At 66.8% G+C, this 23,159-nt stretch carries 22 protein-coding genes; 12 read left to right on the top strand and 10 right to left on the bottom strand.

Annotated elements, in window-relative coordinates; translation table 11 throughout:
• Positions 1–113: 113 nt before the first annotated feature.
• The 4 genes from dapB to grpE form a co-directional block, all read right to left on the bottom strand.
• On the bottom strand, positions 114–920 hold the full coding sequence (gene dapB / locus FHW81_RS11160) for a 4-hydroxy-tetrahydrodipicolinate reductase (RefSeq protein ID WP_003095210.1): 807 nt from the start codon (positions 918–920) through the stop codon (positions 114–116).
• Between the two features lie 56 nt (positions 921–976).
• Positions 977–2,110 carry a molecular chaperone DnaJ gene (gene dnaJ / locus FHW81_RS11155; protein WP_003095211.1) on the bottom strand — a complete coding sequence of 378 codons (1,134 nt, stop codon included), beginning with the start codon at positions 2,108–2,110 and terminating at the stop codon, positions 977–979.
• A gap of 115 nt (positions 2,111–2,225) precedes the next feature.
• Positions 2,226–4,139, bottom strand: a complete 1,914-nt coding sequence (gene dnaK / locus FHW81_RS11150) for a molecular chaperone DnaK (RefSeq protein WP_033981093.1) — start codon at positions 4,137–4,139, stop codon at positions 2,226–2,228.
• A gap of 89 nt (positions 4,140–4,228) precedes the next feature.
• A complete protein-coding gene (grpE, locus tag FHW81_RS11145) occupies positions 4,229–4,789 on the bottom strand; it encodes a nucleotide exchange factor GrpE (protein WP_003095213.1) in 561 nt (186 codons plus the stop codon).
• Between the two features lie 167 nt (positions 4,790–4,956).
• On the opposite strand from grpE, the gene recN reads away from it, so the two are divergent.
• Positions 4,957–6,633 carry a DNA repair protein RecN gene (recN, locus tag FHW81_RS11140; RefSeq protein ID WP_003100507.1) on the top strand — a complete coding sequence of 559 codons (1,677 nt, stop codon included), beginning with the start codon at positions 4,957–4,959 and terminating at the stop codon, positions 6,631–6,633.
• Positions 6,634–6,702: 69 nt separating this feature from the next.
• Here recN and fur read toward each other — a convergent pair whose 3' ends face one another.
• On the bottom strand, positions 6,703–7,107 hold the full coding sequence (gene fur / locus FHW81_RS11135; protein ID WP_003095216.1) for a ferric iron uptake transcriptional regulator: 405 nt from the start codon (positions 7,105–7,107) through the stop codon (positions 6,703–6,705).
• A 97-nt stretch (positions 7,108–7,204) separates the two neighbouring features.
• Between fur and FHW81_RS11130 the strand changes: the two genes are divergently transcribed.
• Positions 7,205–7,735 (top strand): outer membrane protein assembly factor BamE, encoded by a 531-nt coding sequence (locus FHW81_RS11130; protein WP_003113904.1) that lies wholly within the window; start codon positions 7,205–7,207, stop codon positions 7,733–7,735.
• A 67-nt stretch (positions 7,736–7,802) separates the two neighbouring features.
• On the opposite strand, the gene FHW81_RS11125 is transcribed toward FHW81_RS11130, so the two are convergent.
• Both FHW81_RS11125 and FHW81_RS11120 read right to left on the bottom strand, forming a co-directional pair.
• On the bottom strand, positions 7,803–8,108 hold the full coding sequence (locus tag FHW81_RS11125; RefSeq protein WP_003100502.1) for an RnfH family protein: 306 nt from the start codon (positions 8,106–8,108) through the stop codon (positions 7,803–7,805).
• The gene (locus tag FHW81_RS11120; protein WP_003100497.1) at positions 8,101–8,535 is read right to left on the bottom strand and encodes a type II toxin-antitoxin system RatA family toxin; all 435 of its coding nucleotides are present in this window, start codon (positions 8,533–8,535) and stop codon (positions 8,101–8,103) included. Before FHW81_RS11120 ends, FHW81_RS11125 begins: the two co-directional genes overlap by 8 nt.
• A gap of 275 nt (positions 8,536–8,810) precedes the next feature.
• Between FHW81_RS11120 and smpB the strand changes: the two genes are divergently transcribed.
• Positions 8,811–9,290 (top strand): SsrA-binding protein SmpB, encoded by a 480-nt coding sequence (gene smpB, locus FHW81_RS11115; RefSeq protein ID WP_003100496.1) that lies wholly within the window; start codon positions 8,811–8,813, stop codon positions 9,288–9,290.
• 22 nt (positions 9,291–9,312) lie between these two features.
• Here smpB and FHW81_RS11110 read toward each other — a convergent pair whose 3' ends face one another.
• On the bottom strand, positions 9,313–10,086 hold the full coding sequence (locus tag FHW81_RS11110) for an FCD domain-containing protein (protein ID WP_003095221.1): 774 nt from the start codon (positions 10,084–10,086) through the stop codon (positions 9,313–9,315).
• A gap of 328 nt (positions 10,087–10,414) precedes the next feature.
• Between FHW81_RS11110 and FHW81_RS11105 the strand changes: the two genes are divergently transcribed.
• The 9 genes from FHW81_RS11105 to cueR all read left to right on the top strand — a co-directional run bounded on the left by FHW81_RS11105 (position 10,415) and on the right by cueR (position 21,677).
• Positions 10,415–12,097, top strand: coding sequence for a lactate permease LctP family transporter (locus tag FHW81_RS11105; protein ID WP_015647996.1), 1,683 nt, complete (start codon positions 10,415–10,417; stop codon positions 12,095–12,097).
• Positions 12,098–12,251: 154 nt separating this feature from the next.
• Positions 12,252–13,397: an FMN-dependent L-lactate dehydrogenase LldD gene (lldD, locus tag FHW81_RS11100; RefSeq protein WP_003100494.1), complete on the top strand. Its 1,146-nt coding sequence runs from the start codon at positions 12,252–12,254 to the stop codon at positions 13,395–13,397.
• A gap of 66 nt (positions 13,398–13,463) precedes the next feature.
• A complete protein-coding gene (locus FHW81_RS11095) occupies positions 13,464–16,280 on the top strand; it encodes an FAD-binding and (Fe-S)-binding domain-containing protein (RefSeq protein WP_003123510.1) in 2,817 nt (938 codons plus the stop codon).
• Between the two features lie 327 nt (positions 16,281–16,607).
• Complete coding sequence (speD, locus tag FHW81_RS11090) at positions 16,608–17,090, top strand: adenosylmethionine decarboxylase (RefSeq protein ID WP_003095236.1); 483 nt, start codon at positions 16,608–16,610, stop codon at positions 17,088–17,090.
• Positions 17,090–18,217 carry a fused MFS/spermidine synthase gene (locus FHW81_RS11085; RefSeq protein ID WP_003102234.1) on the top strand — a complete coding sequence of 376 codons (1,128 nt, stop codon included), beginning with the start codon at positions 17,090–17,092 and terminating at the stop codon, positions 18,215–18,217. The genes speD and FHW81_RS11085 overlap by 1 nt, the downstream gene beginning before the upstream one ends.
• Positions 18,218–18,219: 2 nt before the next feature.
• A complete protein-coding gene (locus FHW81_RS11080; protein WP_003102235.1) occupies positions 18,220–19,080 on the top strand; it encodes a hypothetical protein in 861 nt (286 codons plus the stop codon).
• A gap of 12 nt (positions 19,081–19,092) precedes the next feature.
• The gene (gene pmrA, locus FHW81_RS11075) at positions 19,093–19,758 is read left to right on the top strand and encodes a two-component system response regulator PrmA (RefSeq protein ID WP_003095244.1); all 666 of its coding nucleotides are present in this window, start codon (positions 19,093–19,095) and stop codon (positions 19,756–19,758) included.
• Between the two features lie 23 nt (positions 19,759–19,781).
• Positions 19,782–21,215, top strand: a complete 1,434-nt coding sequence (gene pmrB, locus FHW81_RS11070; RefSeq protein ID WP_003161354.1) for a two-component system sensor histidine kinase PmrB — start codon at positions 19,782–19,784, stop codon at positions 21,213–21,215.
• 63 nt (positions 21,216–21,278) lie between these two features.
• The gene (cueR, locus tag FHW81_RS11065; protein WP_003095248.1) at positions 21,279–21,677 is read left to right on the top strand and encodes a Cu(I)-responsive transcriptional regulator; all 399 of its coding nucleotides are present in this window, start codon (positions 21,279–21,281) and stop codon (positions 21,675–21,677) included.
• Here cueR and FHW81_RS11060 read toward each other — a convergent pair.
• Positions 21,646–22,212, bottom strand: coding sequence for a nucleotidyltransferase family protein (locus FHW81_RS11060; RefSeq protein ID WP_003102238.1), 567 nt, complete (start codon positions 22,210–22,212; stop codon positions 21,646–21,648). The genes cueR and FHW81_RS11060 overlap by 32 nt on opposite strands.
• Positions 22,209–23,102 (bottom strand): EamA family transporter, encoded by an 894-nt coding sequence (locus tag FHW81_RS11055; protein ID WP_003161352.1) that lies wholly within the window; start codon positions 23,100–23,102, stop codon positions 22,209–22,211. Before FHW81_RS11055 ends, FHW81_RS11060 begins: the two co-directional genes overlap by 4 nt.
• Positions 23,103–23,159 lie beyond the last annotated feature (57 nt).

The following is a 23,159-nucleotide window of genomic DNA, read 5'->3' as shown; positions in this document are numbered from 1 at the left end:
TCATCCCGCTTTTTTTCGATTCATGCTGCGCTGCTTTTAGTGGACACACTAAAGCTGTAGTTTACAGAATCGCGACATTCCGGTCCACCAATAAGACGACGTGCGGCAGCGCCTCAGCGTAGGCCGAGCACATCCTGCATGTCGTACAGGCCGTTCTCCTTGCCCTCCAGCCACAGCGCCGCACGCACCGCGCCACGGGCGAAGGTCATGCGACTGGAAGCCTTGTGGGTGATCTCCACGCGCTCGCCCTCGGCGGCGAACAGCACGGTGTGGTCGCCCACCACGTCACCGGCGCGCACGGTGGCGAAGCCGATGGTTTCCCGCGCCCGCGCGCCGGTCTGCCCCTCGCGTCCGTAGACCGCCACTTCCTGAAGGTCCCGGCCGAGCGCCTGGGCTACCACCTCGCCCATGCGCAAGGCGGTGCCGGACGGTGCATCGACCTTGTGCCGGTGATGGGCCTCGATGATCTCGATATCCACTTCGTCGCCCAGCACCCGTGCCGCGGTATCCAGAAGCTTCAGGCAAAGGTTCACGCCGACGCTGAAGTTGGCAGCGAAGACGATCGGGATATCCTTCGCCGCCTCGGCCAGCAGCAGCTTCTCGTCGGCGCTGAAGCCGGTGGTGCCGATGACCATCGCCCGGCGCGCCTTGCGGCACTGCTCGATGTTCTTCAGGGTTACGGAGGGATGGGTGAAGTCGATCAGGACGTCGAACTCCTCGCAGACCTTGCCCAGGTCCCCGGACAGCGGCACGCCGATCCGGCCGAGACCGGCCAGCTCGCCGGCGTCCGCCCCCACCAGGGTGCTATCCGGACGATCCACCGCCGCCGTCAGCCCGGCGGCACCGCCGGTCTGCTGAACGGCCTCGATCAGGTTCTTGCCCATGCGCCCGGCGGCGCCCACTACGGCTATACGTCGCATAAAACCACTCCACGCGGAACCCGGACGCGGCTGTCAGGCCGCGCCCATGGCTTTGTTTATAGGTCGTCGAAGAAACGCTTCATGCCTTCGAACCAGCCACTGGCCTTGGGCGAATGCGAGGTGTCGCTCTGCAACGACTTGCGGAACTCCTCGAGCAGCTCGCGCTGGCGCTTGTCCAGGTTCACCGGGGTTTCCACCACCACCTTGCACATCAGGTCGCCGGCGCCGCCGCCGCGCACCGGGGCCACGCCCTTGCCGCGCAGGCGGAACAGCTTGCCGGTCTGGGTGCTTTCCGGAATCTTCAGCTTGACCCGGCCATCCAGGGTCGGCACTTCCAGCTCGCCACCCAGCGCAGCGTCGGCGAAACTGATCGGCACTTCGCAGTACAGATGCTTGCCGTCGCGCTGGAAGATCGGGTGCTCGCGCACATTGACCACCACGTACAGGTCGCCCGCCGGACCACCCATGCTGCCGGCCTCGCCTTCGCCGGTGAGGCGGATGCGGTCGCCGGTGTCGACGCCGGCCGGCACCTTCACCGACAGGGTCTTCTGCTCTTCCACGCGCCCCTGCCCATGGCAGGAGCCACAGGGATCGGAAATCATCTTGCCGGTGCCGTGGCAGCGCGGGCAGGTCTGCTGGACCGAGAAGAAGCCCTGCTGCATGCGCACCTGGCCGATACCGCCGCAAGTGGTGCAGGTGACCGGTGTGGTGCCGGGCTTGGCGCCGCTGCCGTTGCAGGTCTTGCAACCGACCAGGGTCGGCACGCGGATGGTGACGGTGGTGCCACGTACCGCCTCCTCCAGGTCGAGGTCCAGGGTGTAGCGCAGGTCCGCGCCGCGCTGCGCGCCGCCGCGCGAGCCACCGCGGGCACCGCCGCCACCGAAGAAATCGCTGAACACATCGCCGAAGATGTCGGAGAAGCTCGCCCCGCCGAAACCGGCGCCAGCGCCCCCACCCATATTCGGATCGACGCCGGCATGGCCGTACTGGTCGTAGGCCGCCCGCTTGCTGGCATCGGAGAGGACCTCGTAGGCCTCGTTGGCCTCCTTGAACTTGTCCTCGGCTTCCTTGTCGCCAGGATTGCGGTCCGGGTGGTATTTCATCGCCAGGCGGCGGTAGGCCTTCTTCAGGTCCGCCTCGCTGGCGCCACGCTCAACCCCCAGAACCTCGTAAAAGTCTCGTTTCGCCATAACCTTTCCGTCTCAATTAAGGACCCTCCAGACACGCCAACGCGGGAGCAGGCTCCCGCGTGGCGGATCATGCGTACCGGCCTGGCCGGCACGCGGGGCAGAAGCAAGCCGGGGCTTACTTGTTGTCCTTGACCTCTTCGAACTCGGCGTCCACCACGTCGTCAGCGGCTTTCGCCTGCTCGCCCTGGGGAGCGTCTTCGCCCTGCTGGGCCTGTTCGGCGTACATCTTCTGCGCCAGCGGGGTGGAAGCCTGGGACAGAGCGTTCATCTTGACCTCGATCTCGGCCTTGTCGTCGCCCTTCACCGCCGCTTCCAGCTCGCCCAGCGCCTTCTCGATGGTCGCCTTGTCCTCGGCGGTGGCCTTGTCGCCCGCCTCGGTGATCATCTTGCGGGTCGCGTGGACCAGCGCGTCGCCCTGGTTGCGAGCGGCAGCCAGTTCCTCGAACTTGCGGTCCTCCTCGGCGTTCGCCTCGGCATCGCGGACCATCTGCTGGATCTCATCCTCGGACAGGCCGGAGGATGCCTTGATCACGATGGACTGCTGCTTGCCGGTGGCCTTGTCCTTCGCCGAGACGTGCAGGATGCCGTTGGCATCGATATCGAAGGTCACCTCGATCTGCGGCACGCCGCGCGGAGCCGGCGGAATGTCGGCCAGGTCGAACTTGCCCAGCGACTTGTTCTGCGCGGCCTGCTTGCGCTCGCCCTGCAGCACGTGGATGGTCACCGCGCCCTGGTTGTCGTCGGCGGTGGAGAACACCTGCGACTTCTTGGTCGGGATGGTGGTGTTCTTCTCGATCAGACCGGTCATCACGCCGCCCAGGGTCTCGATGCCGAGGGTCAGCGGGGTCACGTCGAGCAGCAGCACGTCCTTCACGTCGCCGGCCAGGACCGCGCCCTGGATGGCGGCACCGACAGCCACGGCTTCGTCCGGGTTGACGTCCTTGCGCGCTTCCTTGCCGAAGAACTCGGCAACGGTCTTCTGTACCAGCGGCATGCGGGTCTGGCCGCCGACCAGGATCACTTCATGGATATCGGAAACATCCAGGCCGGCATCCTTCAGCGCGGTGCGGCACGGCTCGATGGTGCGCTGCACCAGGTCTTCGACCAGGGACTCCAGCTTGGCGCGGGAAACCTTGACGTTCAGGTGCTTCGGACCGCTCGCGTCGGCAGTCACGTACGGCAGGTTGACGTCGGTCTGCTGGGTCGAGGACAGCTCGATCTTGGCTTTCTCGGCCGCTTCCTTCAGACGCTGCATGGCCAGCGGGTCGCCCTTCAGGTTGATGCCGCTTTCCTTCTTGAACTCGTCGACGAGGTAGTCGATCAGGCGGATGTCGAAGTCTTCGCCGCCGAGGAAGGTGTCGCCGTTGGTGGCCAGCACTTCGAACTGGTGCTCGCCGTCGACTTCGGCGATCTCGATCACCGACACGTCGAAGGTACCGCCGCCCAGGTCATAGACGATCACGGTGTGGTCGCCCTTGGCCTTGTCCAGGCCGTAGGCCAGCGCCGCCGCGGTCGGCTCGTTGATGATCCGCTTGACGTCGAGGCCGGCGATGCGGCCGGCGTCCTTGGTGGCCTGGCGCTGGCTGTCGTTGAAGTAGGCCGGAACGGTGATCACCGCTTCGGTGACCGGCTCGCCGAGGTAGTCTTCGGCGGTCTTCTTCATTTTCTTCAGCACTTCGGCGGAAATCTGCGGAGGCGCCATCTTCTGGCCCTTCACTTCCACCCAGGCGTCGCCGTTGTCGGCCTTGACGATGCTGTACGGCACCATCTGGATGTCTTTCTGAACCACGTTCTCTTCGAAGCGACGGCCGATCAGGCGCTTCACCGCATACAGGGTGTTCTGCGGGTTGGTGACCGCCTGGCGCTTGGCCGGCTGGCCCACCAGGGTTTCGCCATCGTTGGTGTAGGCGATGATCGAGGGGGTGGTACGCGCGCCCTCGGCGTTCTCGATGACCTTGACGTTACCGTTCTCCAGGATAGCCACGCAGGAGTTGGTGGTACCCAGGTCGATGCCAATGATTTTGCCCATATTCACTCTCCAGAAACTTTGATTCCGTGCGACCCGCCCGTGGGTCTCGTGCTCGGTTGACTACCCAGATGGGGTCGTCGCGTCGAATTTCAAGCCTGCTCGTCGATGGACGGCGGGGTTTCCGCCGGCGCCTTGCTGACTACCACCATCGCCGGACGCAGCAGGCGGCCGTTGAGCAGGTAGCCTTTCTGGAACACCTTGAGGACACTGCCCGGCTCGGCCGAAGCGCTTTCCTGCATGGCCATCGCCTGGTGCTGCTCGGGGTTGAAAGGCTCGCCTTCCGGGTTCAGCGCCTCCACCTGGTAGCGGCGCAGGGTGTCGTCGAACATCTTCAGGGTCAGTTCCATCCCTTCGCGCATCGGCTTGATCGCCTCGTCGTTGGGATCGGACATCTCCAGGCCGCGCTCGAGGGTGTCGACCACCGCCAGCAGGTCGCCGGCGAATTTCTCCAGCGCGAACTTGTGCGCCTTCTCGACATCCTGCTCCGCACGCCGGCGTACGTTCTGCAGATCCGCGACCATGCGCAGCGCCTGGTCCTGGGCGGCAGCCAGCTGCTCCTCCAGTTCCTGCACGCGGGCGGTCAGGTCCTCGGCGGCGCCGGTGGGCTGCTCGGGGGTCTGTTGATCCAGGGTCTGCTGTTCGTCAGCCATGCCACTCTCCTTCAAAAATAAGCTGGCAAATACAAGGCGAACGCATAAGTTCGCAACGTTGCCGGCTATATGGGGACGGCTTTCCACGGTTCAAGGGGCGAGCAGCAATTGCCAGCCGGAAAAAATACTGTATAAATAACCAGACAAAACCCACGGAGCCGCCCGCCATGCTGGTTCACCTGTCCGTTCACAACTACGCCATCGTCGAGCACCTGGATCTCGAACTCGCTACCGGCATGAGCGTGATCACCGGCGAAACCGGCGCGGGCAAGTCGATCATGCTCGACGCCCTCGGCCTTACCCTCGGCGACCGCGCCGACAGCGGCGCGGTACGTCCCGGAGCGGACAAGGCCGACATTCTCGCCAGCTTCGACGTCAGTGCCATCGCCGAGGCCCGCGACTGGCTCGCCGAGCGCGACCTGGAACAGGACGGTCCGTGCATCCTGCGCCGGGTGATCACTGCCGAAGGTCGCTCGCGTGCCTACATCAACGGCACGCCTTGCCCGCTAGGCGACCTGAAGAGCCTGGGCGAACTGCTGATCGACATCCATAGCCAGCACGAGCACCAGTCGCTGCTGAAGAGCGAGACCCACCGGCGCCTGCTCGACGAGTATGCCGGCTGCCAGGAGCTGGCGCGCCAGGTGCAGCTCGCCGCGCAACGCTGGAAGCAGACCAGCCAGGAACTCGAACGCCTGTCGCGTAGCGGCGACGAACAGCGCGCCCGCCACCAGTTGCTCAGCTACCAGCTGGAAGAACTGGAAAACCTGTCCCTCGGCGAAAACGAACTGGAAAGCCTGGAGCAGGAGCAGAAGACCCTGAGCAACGCCGAAAGCCTGCTCGCCGCCTGCCGCCAAGTCGTGGAAATGTGCAGCGAGAGCGATGCCGGCAACGTCCTTTCCGCGCTCAATGCCAGCCTCAACCGCCTGACCTCGTTCAGCGGCCAGCCCGCCGCTCTCGGCGAAGCGGTCAATCTGTTGTCCAGCGCGCAGATCCAGGTCGAGGAGGCGATCGGCGAACTGAACCGCTTCGTCGACCACTTCGATGCCGATCCCAATCGCCAGCAGCAGGTCGAGGAGCGCCTGGACGTCATTTACTCCCTGGCGCGCAAGCACCGGGTCCAGCCCGCCGAACTGGCCGACCTGCAGCAGCGCCTGTTCGACGAGCTCGAGGCGCTGAACGCCGACGACGAAGCGGTCGGACGCCTGGGCGACGAGCTGGCCGCCTACGCCCGGCATTACCAGGAAAAAGCCGAAGAACTGAGCCGCCTGCGCCAGGCCGCGGCCGCACCTCTTGCCGCCAGCGTGGAGCAGGAAATGCAGCGCCTGGGCATGCCCGGGGGGCGCTTCGCCATCGTCCTGCATCCCGGCGACAGCGCCGAGCCGCAGGCCAACGGACTGGAAAGCGTGGAGTTCCTGGTCAGCGCCAACCCCGGGCAGCCGCTGAAAGGGCTGGCCAAGGTCGCCTCGGGCGGCGAACTGTCGCGGATCAGCCTGGCGATCCAGGTGATCACGGCACAGACCTCGCGCATCCCCACCCTGGTCTTCGACGAAGTCGACGTCGGCATCGGCGGCCCCACCGCCGAAGTGGTCGGACAGTTGCTGCGCCGCCTCGGCGAACGCGGCCAGGTCCTCACCGTGACCCACTTGCCGCAGGTCGCCGCCCAGGGCCACCAGCACCTGTTCGTGCACAAGGAACGCGGCAGCAGCGAAACCCGTACGGCGGTCGCCACCCTGAACAAGGCCCAGCGGATCGAGGAGATCGCCCGCATGCTCGGCGGCGTCGACCTGACCAAGGAATCCCTGGCCCACGCGAAGAAACTGGTCAACCTGGCCGCCCAGAACTGAACGTTCCTTCAATGGAAAATGAAAACGGCGACCCCAGGGTCGCCGTTTTCGCATGGAACCGTTGCGCGACTACTTCTTCTTGCGCACGTAGAGCACCAGATTGTGATCGACCAGCTCGAAGCCGCGCTCGCGGACGATTTCCTTCTGGCGCTTCTCGATTTCCGCATCCATGAACTCGATCACCTCGCCGGTATCGACGCAGACCATGTGGTCGTGGTGGCCGCTATCGGCGAGCTCGAACACGGCATGGCCGCCATCGAAGTTGTGACGCACCACCAGGCCGGCGGCCTCGAACTGGGTCAGCACCCGATAGACGGTTGCCAGGCCCACGTCCTCGCCTGCTTCCATCAGCGCCTTGTACACGTCTTCGGCGCTCATGTGGCGTTGCTCGGCCGAGTCGAGCATCTGCAGGATCTTGACCCGCGGCAGGGTCACTTTAAGGCCGGCTTTTCGAAGTTCGCTATTTTCAACCATGTCTGCTTTCTCAGCGCGGGATGTTTCGCAGTATCCCGGAATACGGGTATGATCGGGCTTTTATTTGCCCAGCCAAGATAGTGGAAGTCGCTCACCGATGCAAAACGCCAAGCTCATGCTGACCTGTCTCGCTTTCGCGGGGCTTGCCGCACTCGCCGGTTGCTCGTTTCCTGGCGTCTATAAAATCGACATCCAGCAAGGCAACGTCGTAACGCAGGACATGATAGACCAGTTGCGTCCCGGAATGACCCGACGCCAAGTGCGGTTTATCATGGGCAACCCGCTCATCGTCGATACCTTCCACGCCAATCGTTGGGACTACCTCTACAGCATCCAGCCGGGCGGCGGTCGTCGCCAGCAGGAGCGCGTCAGCCTGTTCTTCAACGACAGCGACCAGCTGGCCGGCCTGAACGGCGACTTCATGCCCGGCGTCAGCCGCGACGAAGCGATCCTCGGCAAGGAAGGCAGCACCACCGTCACCCAGCCGGCCGACCAGCAGAAACCGGAAGCGCAGAAAGAAGAGCCGCCGAAACCGGGCTCCACCCTGGAACAGCTCCAGCGCGAAGTGGACGAAGCCCAGCCGGTACCGGTTCCGACTCCCGAACCTCTGGATCCCAGCCCGCAATGACGGCTGGCGTTCCACGAAAAAGCCCGGCATTCGCCGGGCTTTTTCATTTCCGCAGGAAACCCCGCGGCTAACCGCCTTCGCGCTCGCTCCGGGCACGTGCGGCACGCTGCTTGCGCACCTCCTTGGGATCGGCGATCAGCGGACGGTAGATCTCCACCCGCTCGCCAGCCTCCAGCATCCGCTCCTCCGGGCGTGCCAGGAGCTTGCCGAAGATACCCAGCGGACAACCTTGCACATCCAGGCCTGGAAAGGCCTCGCCGATGCCGGAGAGCAGCACGGCCTCGCGTGCGCTGGTACCTGCCGGCACGCTCAGGCGCAGTAACGCCTGTCGCTCCGGCAGCGCGTAGACCACCTCGACGGCGATCTCAGCCATAGAGTTGCTTGGCGCGCTGGCAGAACGCGTCGACCATGGTGTTGGCGGCCTGGGTGAACAGCGGCCCGAGGGTCGCCTTGACCAGCGGCCCGGCGTAATCGAAGGTCAGGTCGAGGGTGATCTTGCAGGCCTTCTCGCCCAGCGCCTTGAACTGCCAGACGCCATGCAGTTCGGTGAACGGTCCGTTTTCCAGGTTCATCTCGATGGAAGCTCCCGGCACCAACACGTTGCGGGTGGTGAAGCGCTGGCTGAGGCTACCCTTGGCCACGGTCAGCTCGGCGCGCATCAGGCTTTCGCTCTCCTCCAGGACCTGGCTGGCCGAACACCAGGGCAGGAACTCCGGATAGCGCTTCACGTCGTTCACCAGATCGAACAGCGCGCGGGCGGGATAAGGCAACAGCGCCGAACGCTGGATATGGGTGCTCATAGAACTCTCACTTCTGCTGTCGAGCGGGCGACTCCCCAAGCATAGCCGGCGGGACGGCGGCATCCGCCACGGCGGCGCGCTGCGCCCGTCGACCGGGGCCAGGGTTCGGCAGAAAAAACGCTCAGCGCAGCCTGACGCCACTTGAAGACTTTTCTTACAAAACCTTGGCCAGCGGCCAGGAAAAGAGTGGGCATTGTCCGAAATTCGCCTCTATCCCTCAAGCGCGACGCCGCCCCATAGCGGTGAAGCCGGCGACTCCCTATAATGCGCCGCCTATGGCTAAGCAGAAGAAACACCCTTCGGGGACCATCGCGCAGAACAAGAAGGCTCTGCACGACTATTTCATCGAACAACGCTTCGAGGCGGGCGTCGCCCTGGCGGGCTGGGAAGTGAAAAGCCTGCGCGCCGGCAAGGCCCAGCTGGTCGACAGCTACGTGCTGCTCAAGGATGGCGAGGCCTGGCTGCTCGGCAGCCACATCACGCCCCTGACCACCGCCAGCACGCACGTGATCGCCGACCCGGTGCGCACGCGCAAGCTGCTGCTGCACAAGCGCGAACTGGGCAAGCTGTTCGGCGCCGTGCAACAGAAGGGCTACGCCTGCGTCGCCCTGTCGATGTACTGGAAGAAGCACCTGGTCAAGTGCGAGATCGCCCTGGCCAAGGGCAAGAAGGACTTCGACAAGCGCCACACCGAGAAGGAGCGCGACTCCGATCGGGAGATCCAGCGCGCCATGCGCCACGGCAAGGACGACTGAACGCGTCCCTGCCCGCGCCTCGCTAGTCTTCCTGCACGCTGCGACGGCGCTGCGAGCGCTTCATCCTGCGTGCCTCTTCCTGGACCTCCGCCAGGACCTCCTGCACATAGTGGATGTGCTGGTTGGACACCTCCCGGGCCAGCTCCGCCTGACCGCTGATGATCGCGTCGTATAGGCGCTGGTGCTGCTCCATCAGTTGCGCGCGGGTTTCCGTGCGCTGCGCGTACATCCCGCCGATATTGGTCACCACGTTGCGCCGCAGCAAGTCGAACAGGCCCTTGATGGTGTGCAGCAGCACGGTGTTGTGGCTGGCCTCGGCGATCGCCAGGTGGAAGCGCGCGTCGGCGGCGCCCTCTTCCGCGCTGACCTGGTCGTTGCGCGCATAGCAGGCCTGGAGCGCCTCGAAGGCCTCGGTCAGGCGCTGGTGATCGAGGGAGGTCGCACGCAGCGCCGCGTAGTAGGCACAGGACCCTTCCAGCGTGTGGCGAAACTCCAGCAGGTCGCGCTGGGCCTCCGGGTTACCTTCCAGCAGGTGCAGCAGCGGATCGCTGAAAGTCGCGCCCAGCGATTCGGTCACATAGTTGCCGCCACCCTGGCGGCTGACCAGCAGCCCCTTCGCCACCAGTTTCTGGATCGCCTCGCGCAGCGACGGCCGGGAAACCCCGAACTGCTCGGCAAGCACGCGCTCGGCGGGCAGCCGCTCGCCGGACTTCAGCGTGCCCTCCAGGATCATCGCCTCCAGTTGCGCAACGATGTCATCCGACAGACGGCGCTGCCTGACCTGACCAAATTCCATATCCCGACACCCTTACCCGAAGTTTCGTCGCAAAGCCTCTGCCATGCGCCCAGCGCGAAAAAGAGAGGAAGCGTACCGAGCCGCTCCCCGCACCACAAGCGAGGCGCCACGAGCCCCGCACGAGCATCCTTAGACAAAAGTCGTAGACGGGCAAATTGACACGCCGAACGCTCGACTCTTAACCTGAGCGCTCGCTTTTGTAAATTGGTCTTACCAATTATGCGAGCTTTGCCAGGTTCGGCTGCCCAGCGCCCTTGCACACACAGGTCTTGGCGCGTATCCGATCTGGTCACAGGCAAACCCAACAACAATTAGGGAGCCAACCCCCATGCAAGCCTGGCAACAACTCTATACCCCCCTGGGCAGTCTCGGCCTGTCGGCCGCCGCGGCCGTCATCCCGATCGTGTTCTTCTTCCTCGCCCTGGCGGTATTCCGCCTCAAGGGCCACATCGCCGGCAGCATCACCCTGGCGCTGGCCATCGCGGTGGCCATCTTCGCCTTCCACATGCCCGCCGACATGGCCTTCGCCGCCGCCGGCTACGGCTTCCTCTACGGTCTCTGGCCGATCGCCTGGATCATCGTCGCCGCGGTCTTCCTCTACAAACTGACGGTGAAGAGCGGCCAGTTCGAGGTGATCCGCAGCTCGGTGCTGTCGATTACCGGCGACCAGCGCCTGCAGGTACTGCTGATCGGCTTCTCCTTCGGGGCCTTCCTCGAAGGCGCCGCCGGTTTCGGCGCGCCGGTGGCGATCACCGCCGCCCTGCTCGTCGGCCTCGGCTTCAATCCGCTCTACGCCGCCGGCCTGTGCCTGATCGCCAACACTGCGCCGGTGGCCTTCGGCGCACTGGGCATCCCGATCATCGTCGCCGGCCAGGTGACCGGCATCGACGCCTTCAAGATCGGCGCCATGACCGGCCGCCAACTGCCGTTCCTGTCGATCCTGGTACCGTTCTGGCTGGTGTTCATGATGGACGGCTGGCGCGGCATCCGCGAAACCTGGCCGGCCGCCATCGTCGCCGGCGGCAGCTTCGCCATCACCCAGTACCTGACGTCCAACTTCATCGGCCCGGAGTTGCCGGACATCACCTCGGCACTGGTCAGCCTGGTCTCCCTGACCCTGTTCCTCAAGGTCTGGCAGCCGCAGGGCGCCAGCGAAGCGCTCGCCGCAGGCGGCGGCGCGGCCGTGGCCGGTGGCGGCTTCGGCGGGCAACGCAGCGTCGAACCGTCCGCCTACAGCTTCGGCGAGATCCTCAAGGCCTGGTCGCCGTTCCTGGTGCTCACCGTACTGGTGACCATCTGGACCCTGAAACCTTTCAAGGCCCTGTTCGCCCCGGGCGGCGAGCTCTACTGGCTGGTGTTCAACTTCGCCATCCCGCACCTCGACCAACTGGTGGTCAAGGGCGCGCCGATCGCCACCAGCGCCACGCCGATCGCGGCGGTATTCAAGTTCGACCCGATCTCCGCCACCGGCACGGCGATCTTCCTCTCGGCGTTGGTATCGATGTTCATTCTGCGCATCGGAGCAAAAATTGGTATTACCACTTTCAAGGAAGTCCTGGTAGAGCTGAAGTGGCCGATCCTGTCCATCGGCATGGTCCTGGCCTTCGCCTTCGTCACCAACTACTCGGGCATGTCCACCACCCTGGCCCTGGTCCTGGCCGGTACCGGCGCGGCGTTCCCGTTCTTCTCGCCGTTCCTCGGCTGGCTGGGGGTATTCCTGACCGGTTCGGATACGTCCTCCAACGCCCTGTTCAGCTCCCTGCAGTCGACCACCGCGCACCAGATCGGGGTCAGCGACACCCTGCTGGTGGCCGCCAATACCAGCGGCGGCGTGACCGGCAAGATGATCTCCCCGCAATCCATCGCCGTGGCCTGCGCCGCGACCGGGATGGTCGGCAAGGAATCCGACCTGTTCCGCTTCACCCTGAAGCACAGCCTGATCTTCGCCGCGCTGGTCGGACTGATCACCCTGGCCCAGGCATACCTATTCACCGGCATGCTGGTGCACTGACCGCGCCCTGATCGGCCGCGCGTCGGCGATACTGCGCAGGAAATGGCCCGGGGAGGCTCGCCTACGATCGTAGGCCCGGCTCCCTTGGCCATTTCCGCCGTGTCCCGCTCCACTGCGCTCGATGCAAAACCTTTCGACACAACGGAAGAGCCCAATGATCATTTCCGCTTCCACCGACTACCGCGCCGCCGCCCAACGCAAGCTGCCGCCGTTCCTCTTCCACTACATCGACGGCGGCGCCTACGCCGAGTACACCCTGCGCCGCAACGTCGAGGACCTGTCGGCCATCGCCCTGCGTCAGCGGGTGCTGAAGAACATGTCCGAGCTGAGCCTGGAAACCCGCCTGTTCGACGAGACCCTGGCGATGCCGGTGGCGCTCGCCCCGGTCGGTCTCACCGGCATGTACGCCCGCCGCGGCGAGGTCCAGGCGGCGCGCGCGGCGGCGGCGAAGGGCGTGCCCTTCACCCTGTCGACGGTATCGGTGTGCCCGATCGAGGAGGTCGCCCCGGCCATCGACCGGCCGATGTGGTTCCAGCTCTACGTGCTGAAGGACCGCGGCTTCATGCGCAACGCCCTGGAGCGGGCCAAGGCCGCCGGCGTCACCACCCTGGTGTTCACCGTCGACATGCCGGTCCCCGGCGCCCGCTACCGCGACGCCCATTCCGGCATGAGCGGCCCCTACGCCGCGCCGCGCCGCATCCTGCAAGCCATGACCCACCCGGCCTGGGCCTGGGACGTCGGCCTGCTGGGCAAGCCCCACGACCTCGGCAACATTTCCGCCTACCGCGGCAACCCGACCGGACTGGAGGACTACATCGGCTGGCTGGGCGCCAACTTCGACCCGTCGATTTCCTGGAAGGACCTGGAGTGGATCCGCGAGTTCTGGGACGGCCCGATGGTGATCAAGGGCATCCTCGACCCGGAGGATGCCAGGGATGCGGTGAAGTTCGGCGCCGACGGCATCGTCGTCTCCAACCACGGCGGGCGCCAGCTCGACGGCGTGCTGTCCAGCGCCCGCGCGCTGCCGGCGATCGCCGATGCGGTGAAGGGCGAACTGGCGATCCTTGCCGACTCCGGCATCCGCACCGGTCTCGACGTGGTGCGGATGATCGCCCTCGGCGCCGACAGCGTGCTGCTCGGCCGCGCCTTCGTCTACGCCCTGGCCGCCGCCGGCGAGGCCGGGGTGCGCAACCTGCTCGAACTGATCGAAAAGGAAATGCGCGTGGCCATGGTCCTCACCGGGGCCAAGTCGATCGGCGAGATCAGCGCTGACTCGCTGGTCCGCGAACTGGGCGCCTGAGACGCCCGCCAGAAAAGCCTGAAAACGCCCGGGGCGTGACCGTCGTCCCAGGGCCGAGGAAAGCCGATGAGCCTGCCGATTCCCTTTCTCGAGACCGTCGAGCGGCTGATACCGCGCGAACGCCGCTTCGACGACCCGCTGTCGACCCTGGCCTTCGGCACCGACGCCAGTTTCTACCGGTTGATTCCCAAGCTGGTGCTGCGCGTCGAAAGCGAGGACGAGGTCGCCGCGATCCTATCCGCCGCCTACCGCGAGCAGGTCCCGGTGACCTTCCGCGCCGCCGGCACCAGCCTCTCCGGCCAGGCCATCAGCGACTCGGTGCTGCTCGTCCTCGGCGACAACTGGAACGGCCGGGAAATCCGCGCCGACGGCGCGCAGATCCGCCTGCAGCCGGGTGTCATCGGCGCCCAGGCGAACGCCTGGCTGGCGCCGTTCGGCCGCAAGATCGGTCCCGACCCGGCCTCGATCAACGCCTGCAAGATCGGCGGCATCGTCGCCAACAACGCCAGCGGCATGTGCTGCGGCACCGCGCAGAACAGCTACCACACCCTCGCCGGCCTGCGCCTGCTGCTGGCCGACGGCACCCGCCTGGACAGCGAGGACCCGGCCAGCGTCGCGGCCTTCCGCGCCAGCCACGGCGAGCTGCTGGAACGGCTCGCCGAACTCGGCCGCGAGACCCGCGCCAACGCCGAACTGGCCGCGAAGATCCGCCACAAGTACCGGCTGAAGAACACCACCGGCCTGTCGCTTAACGCGCTGGTCGACTACGACGAGCCGCTGGACATCCTCACCCACCTGATGGTCGGCTCCGAGGGCACCCTCGGCTTCATCAGCGCGGTGACCTACGACACCGTCCCGGAACACCCGCACAAGGCCTCGGCGCTGCTGGTTTTCCCCACGGTGGAAACCTGCTGCACGGCGGTCGCGGTGCTCAAGCGCCAGCCGGTCTCGGCGGTGGAACTGCTCGATCGGCGCAGCCTGCGCTCGGTGGAGAACATGCAGGGCATGCCGGAATGGGTGAAGAGTCTTTCCGCCGGTGCCTGCGCCCTGCTCATCGAGTCCCGCGCGGCGAGCCGCACGCTGCTGCACGAACAGCTCGGGCGGATCATGGCCTCCATCGCCGAATATCCGCTGGAGAAGCAGGTCGACTTCAGCGAAGACCCGGCGGTCTACAACCAGCTCTGGCGCATCCGCAAGGACACCTTCCCGGCTGTCGGCGCGGTGCGCGAGACCGGCACCACGGTGATCATCGAGGACGTCACCTTCCCCGTCGAACGACTGGCCGAGGGAGTCAACCGCCTGATCGAGCTGTTCGACAAGCACCGCTACGATGAGGCGATCCTCTTCGGCCACGCGCTGGAGGGCAACCTGCACTTCGTCTTCACCCAGGGCTTCGACTCGCCCGAGCAGATCGCCCGCTACTCGGCGTTCATGGACGACGTGGCGCACCTGGTGGCGGTGGAGTACGGCGGCTCCCTGAAGGCCGAGCATGGCACCGGGCGCAACATGGCGCCGTTCGTCGAGCTGGAGTGGGGCGAGGACGCCTATCGCTTGATGTGGCAGCTCAAGCGCCTGCTCGACCCGCGCGGCATCCTCAACCCGGGTGTGGTCCTCAGCGACGACCCGCAGAGCCACCTGAAGAACCTCAAGCCGCTGCCGGCTGCCGACGAGATCGTCGACAAGTGCATCGAGTGCGGTTTCTGCGAACCAGTCTGCCCGTCGCGCGGACTGACCCTCACGCCACGCCAGCGCATCGTCCTGTGGCGCGACATCCAGGCGAAGAAGCGCGCCGGCGTCGACACCACGGCGCTGGAGCGCGACTACCGCTACCAGGGCATCGACACCTGCGCCGCCACCGGCCTATGCGCCCAGCGCTGTCCTGTGAACATCAACACCGGCGAGCTGATCCGCAAGCTGCGCGGCGCCGACGCCCGCCACGCCGAAGGCGCCACCTGGCTGGCGCGCAACTTTGCCGGAGCCATGCGTGCTGCGCGCTTCGCCCTGCTCGCTGCCGACGGCGCCCGGCGCCTGCTTGGCGCGCCCCTGCTGGCCAGGGCCAGCCGCGGCCTCAGCCAGGCCAGCGGCGGCCGCGTGCCGCAATGGACGCCGGCGCTGCCGCAGCCGGTACGCCTGGCGCCGCCGACCGCCCCGCTCGACGACGAGCGGCCGAGGGTGGTCTATCTCGCCGCCTGCGTCTCGCGTGCCATGGGCCCGGCCTTCGGCGACGAAGAGCGCGAGCCGCTGCTGGACAAGACCCGCCGTCTACTGGAAAAGGCCGGCTACCAGGTGGTGTTCCCGGATAACCTGGACAACCTCTGCTGCGGCCAGCCGTTCGCGTCCAAGGGGTATGCGAAGCAGGCCGACGACAAGCGCGACGAGCTGCTCGCCGCCCTGCTCCAGGCCAGCCGCGGCGGCCTCGACCCGATCTACTGCGACACCAGTCCCTGCACCCTGCGCCTGGTCCAGGGTCTGGACGATCCGCGGCTGCAGATCCACGACCCGGTGAAATTCATCCGCAGTCACCTGCTCGATCGCCTGGAGTTCATCCCGCAGGACAAACCGGTAGCGGTGCACGTCACCTGCAGCACCCAGCACCTCGGCGAGAGCCAGGCGCTGATCGACCTGGTCGGCCGCTGCACCCGCAAGGTGGTGATCCCGGAAGGCATCCACTGCTGCGGCTTCGCCGGCGACAAGGGCTTCACCACGCCGGAACTGAACGCTCACTCCCTGCGCAGCCTGAAGGATGCCGTGCAGTTCTGCGAGGAAGGCGTATCCACCAGCCGTACCTGCGAGATCGGCCTCAGCGAGCACGGCGGGATCGACTACCGCGGGGTGGTCTACCTGGTGGACCGGGTGACGCAGGCGAAGGGCGCGCCTCGGTAGGGCGAATAACCACTCGCGGTTATCCGCCGGGCCATGCTCCGCAGAAGCAGCGGATAGCGCCGCTGGCGCTATTCGCCCTACCTCACGACTCCCACCGGTAGGGCGAATAACCGCTCGCGGTTATCCGCCGGGCCATGCTCCGCAGAAGCGGCGGATAGCGCCGCTGGCGCTATTCGCCCTACGTCAGGCGAAATGGCTGCTCCGGCGTCGTCGGCCCGCGCCGGGTCGGGCAAAAAATCCGTCGTTAAGCACCTCTTAAGTCAGCCGCGCCTATCGTGCCTTCCACCGCGAGGACATCCCTCGCCGAAACGGAAGCAGGAGGCCTTCATGGCAATTCAACCGTTGCGACTCGATCCGATCACCGTGCTCGGCAAGCAACTGGTCATCGAGCTGTTCGACTGCGTCGACCAGCGCTTCGACGATATCCAGTGGATCGAGGAAAGCATGCTCGAGGCCGCCCGCCAGGCCAACGCCACCATCATCACCTCGGCGTTCCACAAGTTCAGCCCGATCGGCATCTCCGGCGTGGTGGTGATCGCCGAATCGCACCTGGCGATCCATACCTGGCCGGAGTACGGCTATGCCGCGGTCGACGTGTTCACCTGCGGCGACGTGCTCGATGGCGCCCAGGCCGTGCGCGTGCTCAGCGAACGCCTGGGCAGCCGTCGGCACCTGATCTCGAGCATGGACCGCGGCCTCGGCGGCCATCGCCTGGGGCTGCTCAGCCGCAGCCTGGCCGGCAATGGCCCGGTCGACGAAGACAGCCCGACCCTGCGCTGGGCGCTGGGCCAGGGCACGGGGGTGGCCTGATGGATACGCCGATCGAACGCGCCCCGCTGGCTCCCGACCTGAGCCAGGCCCGTTACGCCGTCGACCTCACCGGCCTGGTGCCGGCGGAGGTCGCCGCCGGGCTGCCGCCGCTGCCGCCGAACCACTTCTATTTCTATCCGCCGGACCCGCTGCTGGAAGGCGACGGCGCGATCACCGCGATCGAGGACAGCGACCCCTTCGACCAGTACGTCTACCGCCTGCGCCGGGTGCTCTACCAGGGCCGCACGCGCTGGCAGAACGTGCTGATCGCCGACACCTACAACTACGACCGCGTGCTGATGCTCGACGGCGCGATCCAGAGCGCCGAGAGCGATGAGTCGCTGTACCACGAGCTGCTGGTGCAGCCGGCCATGCTCGCCCACGACGAGCCGCGCGACGTACTGATCATCGGCGGCGGCGAAGGCGCCACCCTGCGCGAGGTGCTGTCCCATGCCAGCGTGCGGCGGGCGGTGATGGTCGATCTCGACCGGGAGTTGGTGGAACTGTGTCGCGAACACCTGTTCCAGTGGCACCAGGGCGCCTTCGACGACCCACGCTGCGAACTGCTCGCCGAGGACGGCCGGGCCTATCTCGAGCGCGACCCGTCGCTCTATGACGTGGTCATCATCGACGTCGTCGACATGCTCGACAACGGCCCGGCCCAGGCTCTCTATACCCGCCAGTTCTACGAGCTGCTGCATTCGCGCCTGCGACCGGGCGGGGTGGTCGCGGTGCAGGGGCTGGAGTTCTCCCACAGCGACGACAAGCCCCACGCGGCCCTCGCCCGCACCCTGCGCAGTGTCTTCTCCCAGGTCCACAGCTACCGCGCCACGGTGCCCTCGTTCCTCTCCTCCTGGGGCTTCCTGCTGGCTTCCGACTGGCTCGACACGAACCACTGGCAGGCCGAGGACATCGACCGACGCATCGAACGCAAGCTCGGCCCGCTGTGGCTCGACCACCTCGACGGCGACTACCTCAAGGCCTGCTTCGTGATGGACCGGGAAACCCGCTTCCTGCTCGCCCAACCGGGACCGGTACTGGAAGACGGCGTACCCTTCGTCGCACCGCCGGATATCGAGGAGATCGAGTTCGGCCCGGCACAATTGCCGGCCCTGGCGAGGACCTGAAGATGTCCGCCGCTCCCCTGGCCAGCGTACCGCTGGCCGTCAACGGCGCGCCCTGCCTGCTGCACCGGGTACGCTTCCGCTCCGCCGCGGACGGCGGCGGCCTGCCGCTGCTGGCCACCCTGCGCGATCCGCAGCCGGCGCTGGCCGTCCTGGCGCAACGCATCGAGCTGAGCGAAGACGCGGAACTGCCGGAGACCGCCGTCGACGACGAGCTGCTGGTGATCTTCGCCAACGCCGGGCTACAGACCGGGCACGCCTGGCGCCAGCGCCTGGAAGCCTGGATGGCCGCCGGCGAGGACGAGCGCCAGCCGACCCTGGAAGCGCCCTCGTTCGGCGAGCGGGTGCTGTGGCGCCCCGGCCGCGCGCTGGTCATCGGCAACCCCGAGCGCTGCCGGGAGCTGCTCGAAGGCCTGGCCGTCTTCGCCTGGCACGAAGGTCACCTGCGCCGCCTGGAAGGCGAGACCGCGGCCGCCTGGGAACCGGCCCAGGCCGATGTCGAACTGACCCAGCTACCGCGCCGTGCCGCCCTGCGGCGCCAGGAACATGTGAACCGGCAGGTGCGACGCACTACACTCTGGCGCATGGCCTATGCCCGCCTGGAGTCGCACCTGGAGAAGCCGCCGCTGCAACTGAACGGCGCTGTGCGCCGGCTCTACAACGAACTGGCCATGCAGGCCGAAGTGCACGATCGCCTGGCGACCCTGGACGACCGCATCGAAGTGCTGCAGGACCTCTACGAACTGGCCGCCGACCGCCTCGGCGAATACCGCTACTTCCGGGGCGAACTGCGGGTCGAATGGCTGATCGTCGCCATCCTCCTGCTGGAGGCCGGCCTGAGCCTGTGGGAATTGTGGAATCACTGAAACGAGGCTGCCATGAGAATACTGCTGGCCGAGGACGACCTGCTGCTCGGCGACGGCATCCGCGCCGGGCTGCGCCTGGAAGGCGATACCGTGGAATGGGTGACCGACGGCGTGGCCGCGGAGAACGCGCTGGTCACCGACGAGTTCGACCTGCTGGTGCTCGACATCGGACTGCCGCGCCGCAGCGGCCTGGACATCCTGCGTAACCTGCGCCACCAGGGCCGGCTCACCCCGGTGCTGCTGCTCACCGCGCGGGACAAGGTGGCCGACCGGGTCGCCGGGCTCGACAGCGGTGCCGACGACTACCTGACCAAGCCCTTCGATCTCGACGAACTGCAGGCACGGGTGCGCGCCCTGACCCGCCGCACCACCGGTCGCGCCCTGCCGCAACTGGTGCACGGCGAGCTGCGCCTGGACCCGGCGACCCACCAGGTGACCCTGTCCGGGCAGGCGGTGGAACTGGCGCCGCGCGAATACGCACTGCTGCGCCTGCTGCTGGAGAACAGCGGCAAGGTGCTCTCGCGCAACCAACTGGAGCAGAGCCTCTACGGCTGGAGCGGCGACGTCGAGAGCAACGCCATCGAAGTCCACGTCCACCACCTGCGGCGCAAGCTCGGCAACCAGTTGATCCGCACCGTCCGCGGCATCGGCTACGGCATCGACCAGCCGGCGCCCTGAAAACCGCCTACCGGAGTCCTCCGATGCCGCGTACCGCCGTCCCCTCCGTCCGCCGGCGCCTGCTGGTCAACCTGCTGGTCGGCTTCGTGCTGTGCTGGCTGAGCGTGGCGGCGCTGACCTACCACCTCTCGCTGAAGCAGGTGAACCGCCTGTTCGACGACGACATGGTGGACTTCGGCGAAGCCGCCCTGCGCCTGCTCGACCTTGCCACCGAAGACCAGGCCGGCGAGGACGGCTCCATCACCGAGATCATCGAACGCAGCCGCGAAGCGATCCAGGGTCTGCCCCTGCTGCGCCGCGAAAGCGCCCTCGGCTACGCCCTGTGGCGCGACGGCCAGCCGCTGCTGTCGAGCCTCAACCTGCCGCCGGAGATCACGGCCCAGGGCCCCGGCTTCAGCACCGTGGAAGCCCAGGGCACCCACTGGCGGGTGCTCCAGCTGAATATCGACGGCTTCCAGATCTGGATCAGCGAAAACCTGATCTACCGCCAGCACACCATGAACCTGCTGCTGTTCTACTCGCTGTTCCCACTGCTGCTGGCGCTACCGTTGCTCGGCGGCCTGGTCTGGTTCGGCGTTGCCCGCGGCCTGGCGCCGCTACGCGAAGTGCAGGCCGAGGTCCAGCAGCGCTCCGCGCGACACCTGCAGCCGATCGCCGTGGAAGCGGTGCCGCTGGAGATCCGCGGCCTCATCGACGAACTCAACCTCCTGCTGGAGCGTCTGCGCACCGCCCTCGAGGCCGAACGCCGACTGACCAGCGACGCCGCCCATGAAATCCGCACGCCACTGGCCAGCCTGCGCACCCATGCCCAGGTCGCGCTGCGTTCGGAAGACCCCAAGGCCCACGCCCGCGGCCTGCTGCAAGTCAGTCGCAGCGTCGAGCGGATCAGCACCTTGATGGAGCAGATCCTGCTCCTCGCCCGCCTCGACGGCGACGCCCTGCTGGAGCAATTCCACCCGGTCAACCTCGCCACCCTGGCCGAAGACGTACTCTCCGAACTGGCGCGCCAGGCCATCGACAAGGACATCGAGCTGTCGTTGCACCAGGAGACCGTGCACGTGATGGGCATCGACCTGTGGCTGAAGGCGATGGTCGGCAACCTGGTGGGCAACGCCCTGCGCTACACACCGGCCGGGGGCCAGGTCGAGATCCGCGTCGAGAATCGCGCCCAGCACGCCGTGCTGCGGGTGCGCGACAACGGCCCCGGGGTCGCCCTGGAAGAGCAGCAGGCGATCTTCACCCGCTTCTACCGCAGCCCCGCCACCAGCAGCGGCGAGGGCAGCGGCCTGGGCCTGCCGATCGTCAAGCGCATCGTCGAACTGCACTTCGGCAGTATCGGCCTGGGCAAGGGACTGGAGGGCAAAGGTCTGGAAGTGCAGGTGTTCCTGCCGAAGACCCAGCCGGACGCGACGCGGCCGCCGGCCAGAGGTCCGGACAGCGGGCGGTCACATATCTGATAGCCTGCGCATTGGCCGGGAAAGGGATAGGCTAGCGGCTTCGCAACCTCCCAGGAGACCCGGATGAACATCGGTGAAGCGGCGAAGAAAAGCGGACTGACGCCGAAGATGATCCGTTACTACGAGTCCATCGAGTTGCTCCGCCCAGCCGGACGCAGCGCCAGCGGCTACCGCCACTACAACGAGAACGACCTGCATACCCTGGCGTTCATCCGCCGTTCGCGGGACCTCGGTTTCTCCCTCGACGAAGTCGGCAAGCTGCTCACCCTCTGGCAGGATCGCCAGCGTGCCAGTGCCGACGTCAAGGCCCTGGCGGCGCAGCACGTGCGCGAGCTGAATCGCAAGATCGAGGAGCTCAGCACCCTGCGCGACACCCTGCAGGACCTGGTCGAGCACTGCCAGGGCGACCACCGCCCCGACTGCCCGATCCTCAAGGACCTGGCGTCTGGCTGCTGCCACTGATATCCAGCAGCGGCCAGCGCGCCGTCCAGTTCTTCTCCCGCAGGCGCCGCCGGTAGACCTCCGGCTTGCCGGCGAAATGCGCGGTGGGCCGCACCTTCAGCGCCAGCAGGTCGTCGACGCCCAGCGGTGCCAGTAGCTCCAGGCGTTCGCCGACGAGCCGCAGCGCCACCGCCGTGCACGTTTCCGCCCAGTGGCACAGCGCATCGGCGCAATCCCGGTAGGGCCGGTCGCCGTTGCGCAGGTGCATGCGCGCCTGGTTCTTCACCGACCATGGTGCCTCGCAGCGACGGCGCAACGCGGCCTCGAAGTCGGCGTCGGCCTGCGGGTCGAGGGCCCGCGGGGCGAAATGAAGTACGTCGATGTCCGCCAGCGGCGTGGCTTCGCCGTAGCCATGCAGATGGTCCCATACCGCGTTGCGCACGAAGCCGGCGCCGATCCAGGCGCCCTCCGGGCCGACCTCGCGCAGCACGCGGAGCAGATGCAGGCGCGAGGAATCGGCGGCGATCAGCGCGAGGATGTCTTCCGCCGTTTTCATCCCAACCGCCGCACCGGCCAGGCGAAGCGTCGCAGCAGGCTGGCCGGCAACAGGGTGATGGCCAGCCCGACGAACACCAGCGCGCAGGCCAGCAGGCTGTCCAGGTCGAGGCGTTCGCCGAGCAGCAGCCAGCCGGCGAGCATGCCCGACACCGGCACCGCCAGGGCGAACGGGGTCACCAGGCTGGCCGGGTAGTGGCGCAGGAGGAAACTCCAGATGGCGAAGCCCACCGTGGTCGCGCCGAAGGCGATGTAGAGCAGCGCGCCGAAGCCGCCCCAGCTCATGTTCAGCACTGCGCGCTCGATGGCTTGCGGACCTTCGAATAGATAGGAAAGCGCCAGCAGCGGCAAAGGCGGGACCAGGCTGACCCAGCAGATCAGGCGCAGCATGTCGGTGGCCCCGGAACGCTTGGTGGCGATATTGGCGAAGGACCAGGCCAGCGCTGCGGCGACCACCAGCAGGAAGGCCAGCAGGCTGTCTCCCAGCGGCCGTTCCAGGCCGATCAGGACCAGCCCCGCCGCCGCCAGCAGGAGGCCGAACAACCCGCGCGGCGACGGCCGCTCGCCCAGCCACAGGGCGGCGATGAGGATGGTGAAGAATACCTGGCTCTGCAGCACCAGCGACGACAGCCCGGCCGGCATGCCCTGGGCCATGCCGACGAACAGCAGGCCGAACTTGACCACCCCGAGGAGCACGCCGATCAGCAGGATGCGTCCGAACGGCGCCGGCATCGGCCCGCGCAGGACCAGCAGCGGCAACGCCGCCAGGGCGAAGCGCAAGGCGCAGAACAGCAGCGGCGGGAAGTCGCCGAGGCCGACCTTGATCACGACGAAGTTCAGACCCCAGATCAGGGTCACCAGCAGGGCGAGCAGGATATGTGCAACAGGCATGGCGGCCTCCGGAAAACTTCAGGCCACGCTAGCAGTTGCGTGCGCAAGGGTCGCGAT

The organism is Pseudomonas sp. RC10-4-2, from assembly GCF_050433085.1.
Taxonomy (GTDB): Bacteria; Pseudomonadota; Gammaproteobacteria; order Pseudomonadales; family Pseudomonadaceae; genus Pseudomonas; species Pseudomonas aeruginosa.
This window is presented reverse-complemented; position numbering and strand designations above follow the sequence as displayed.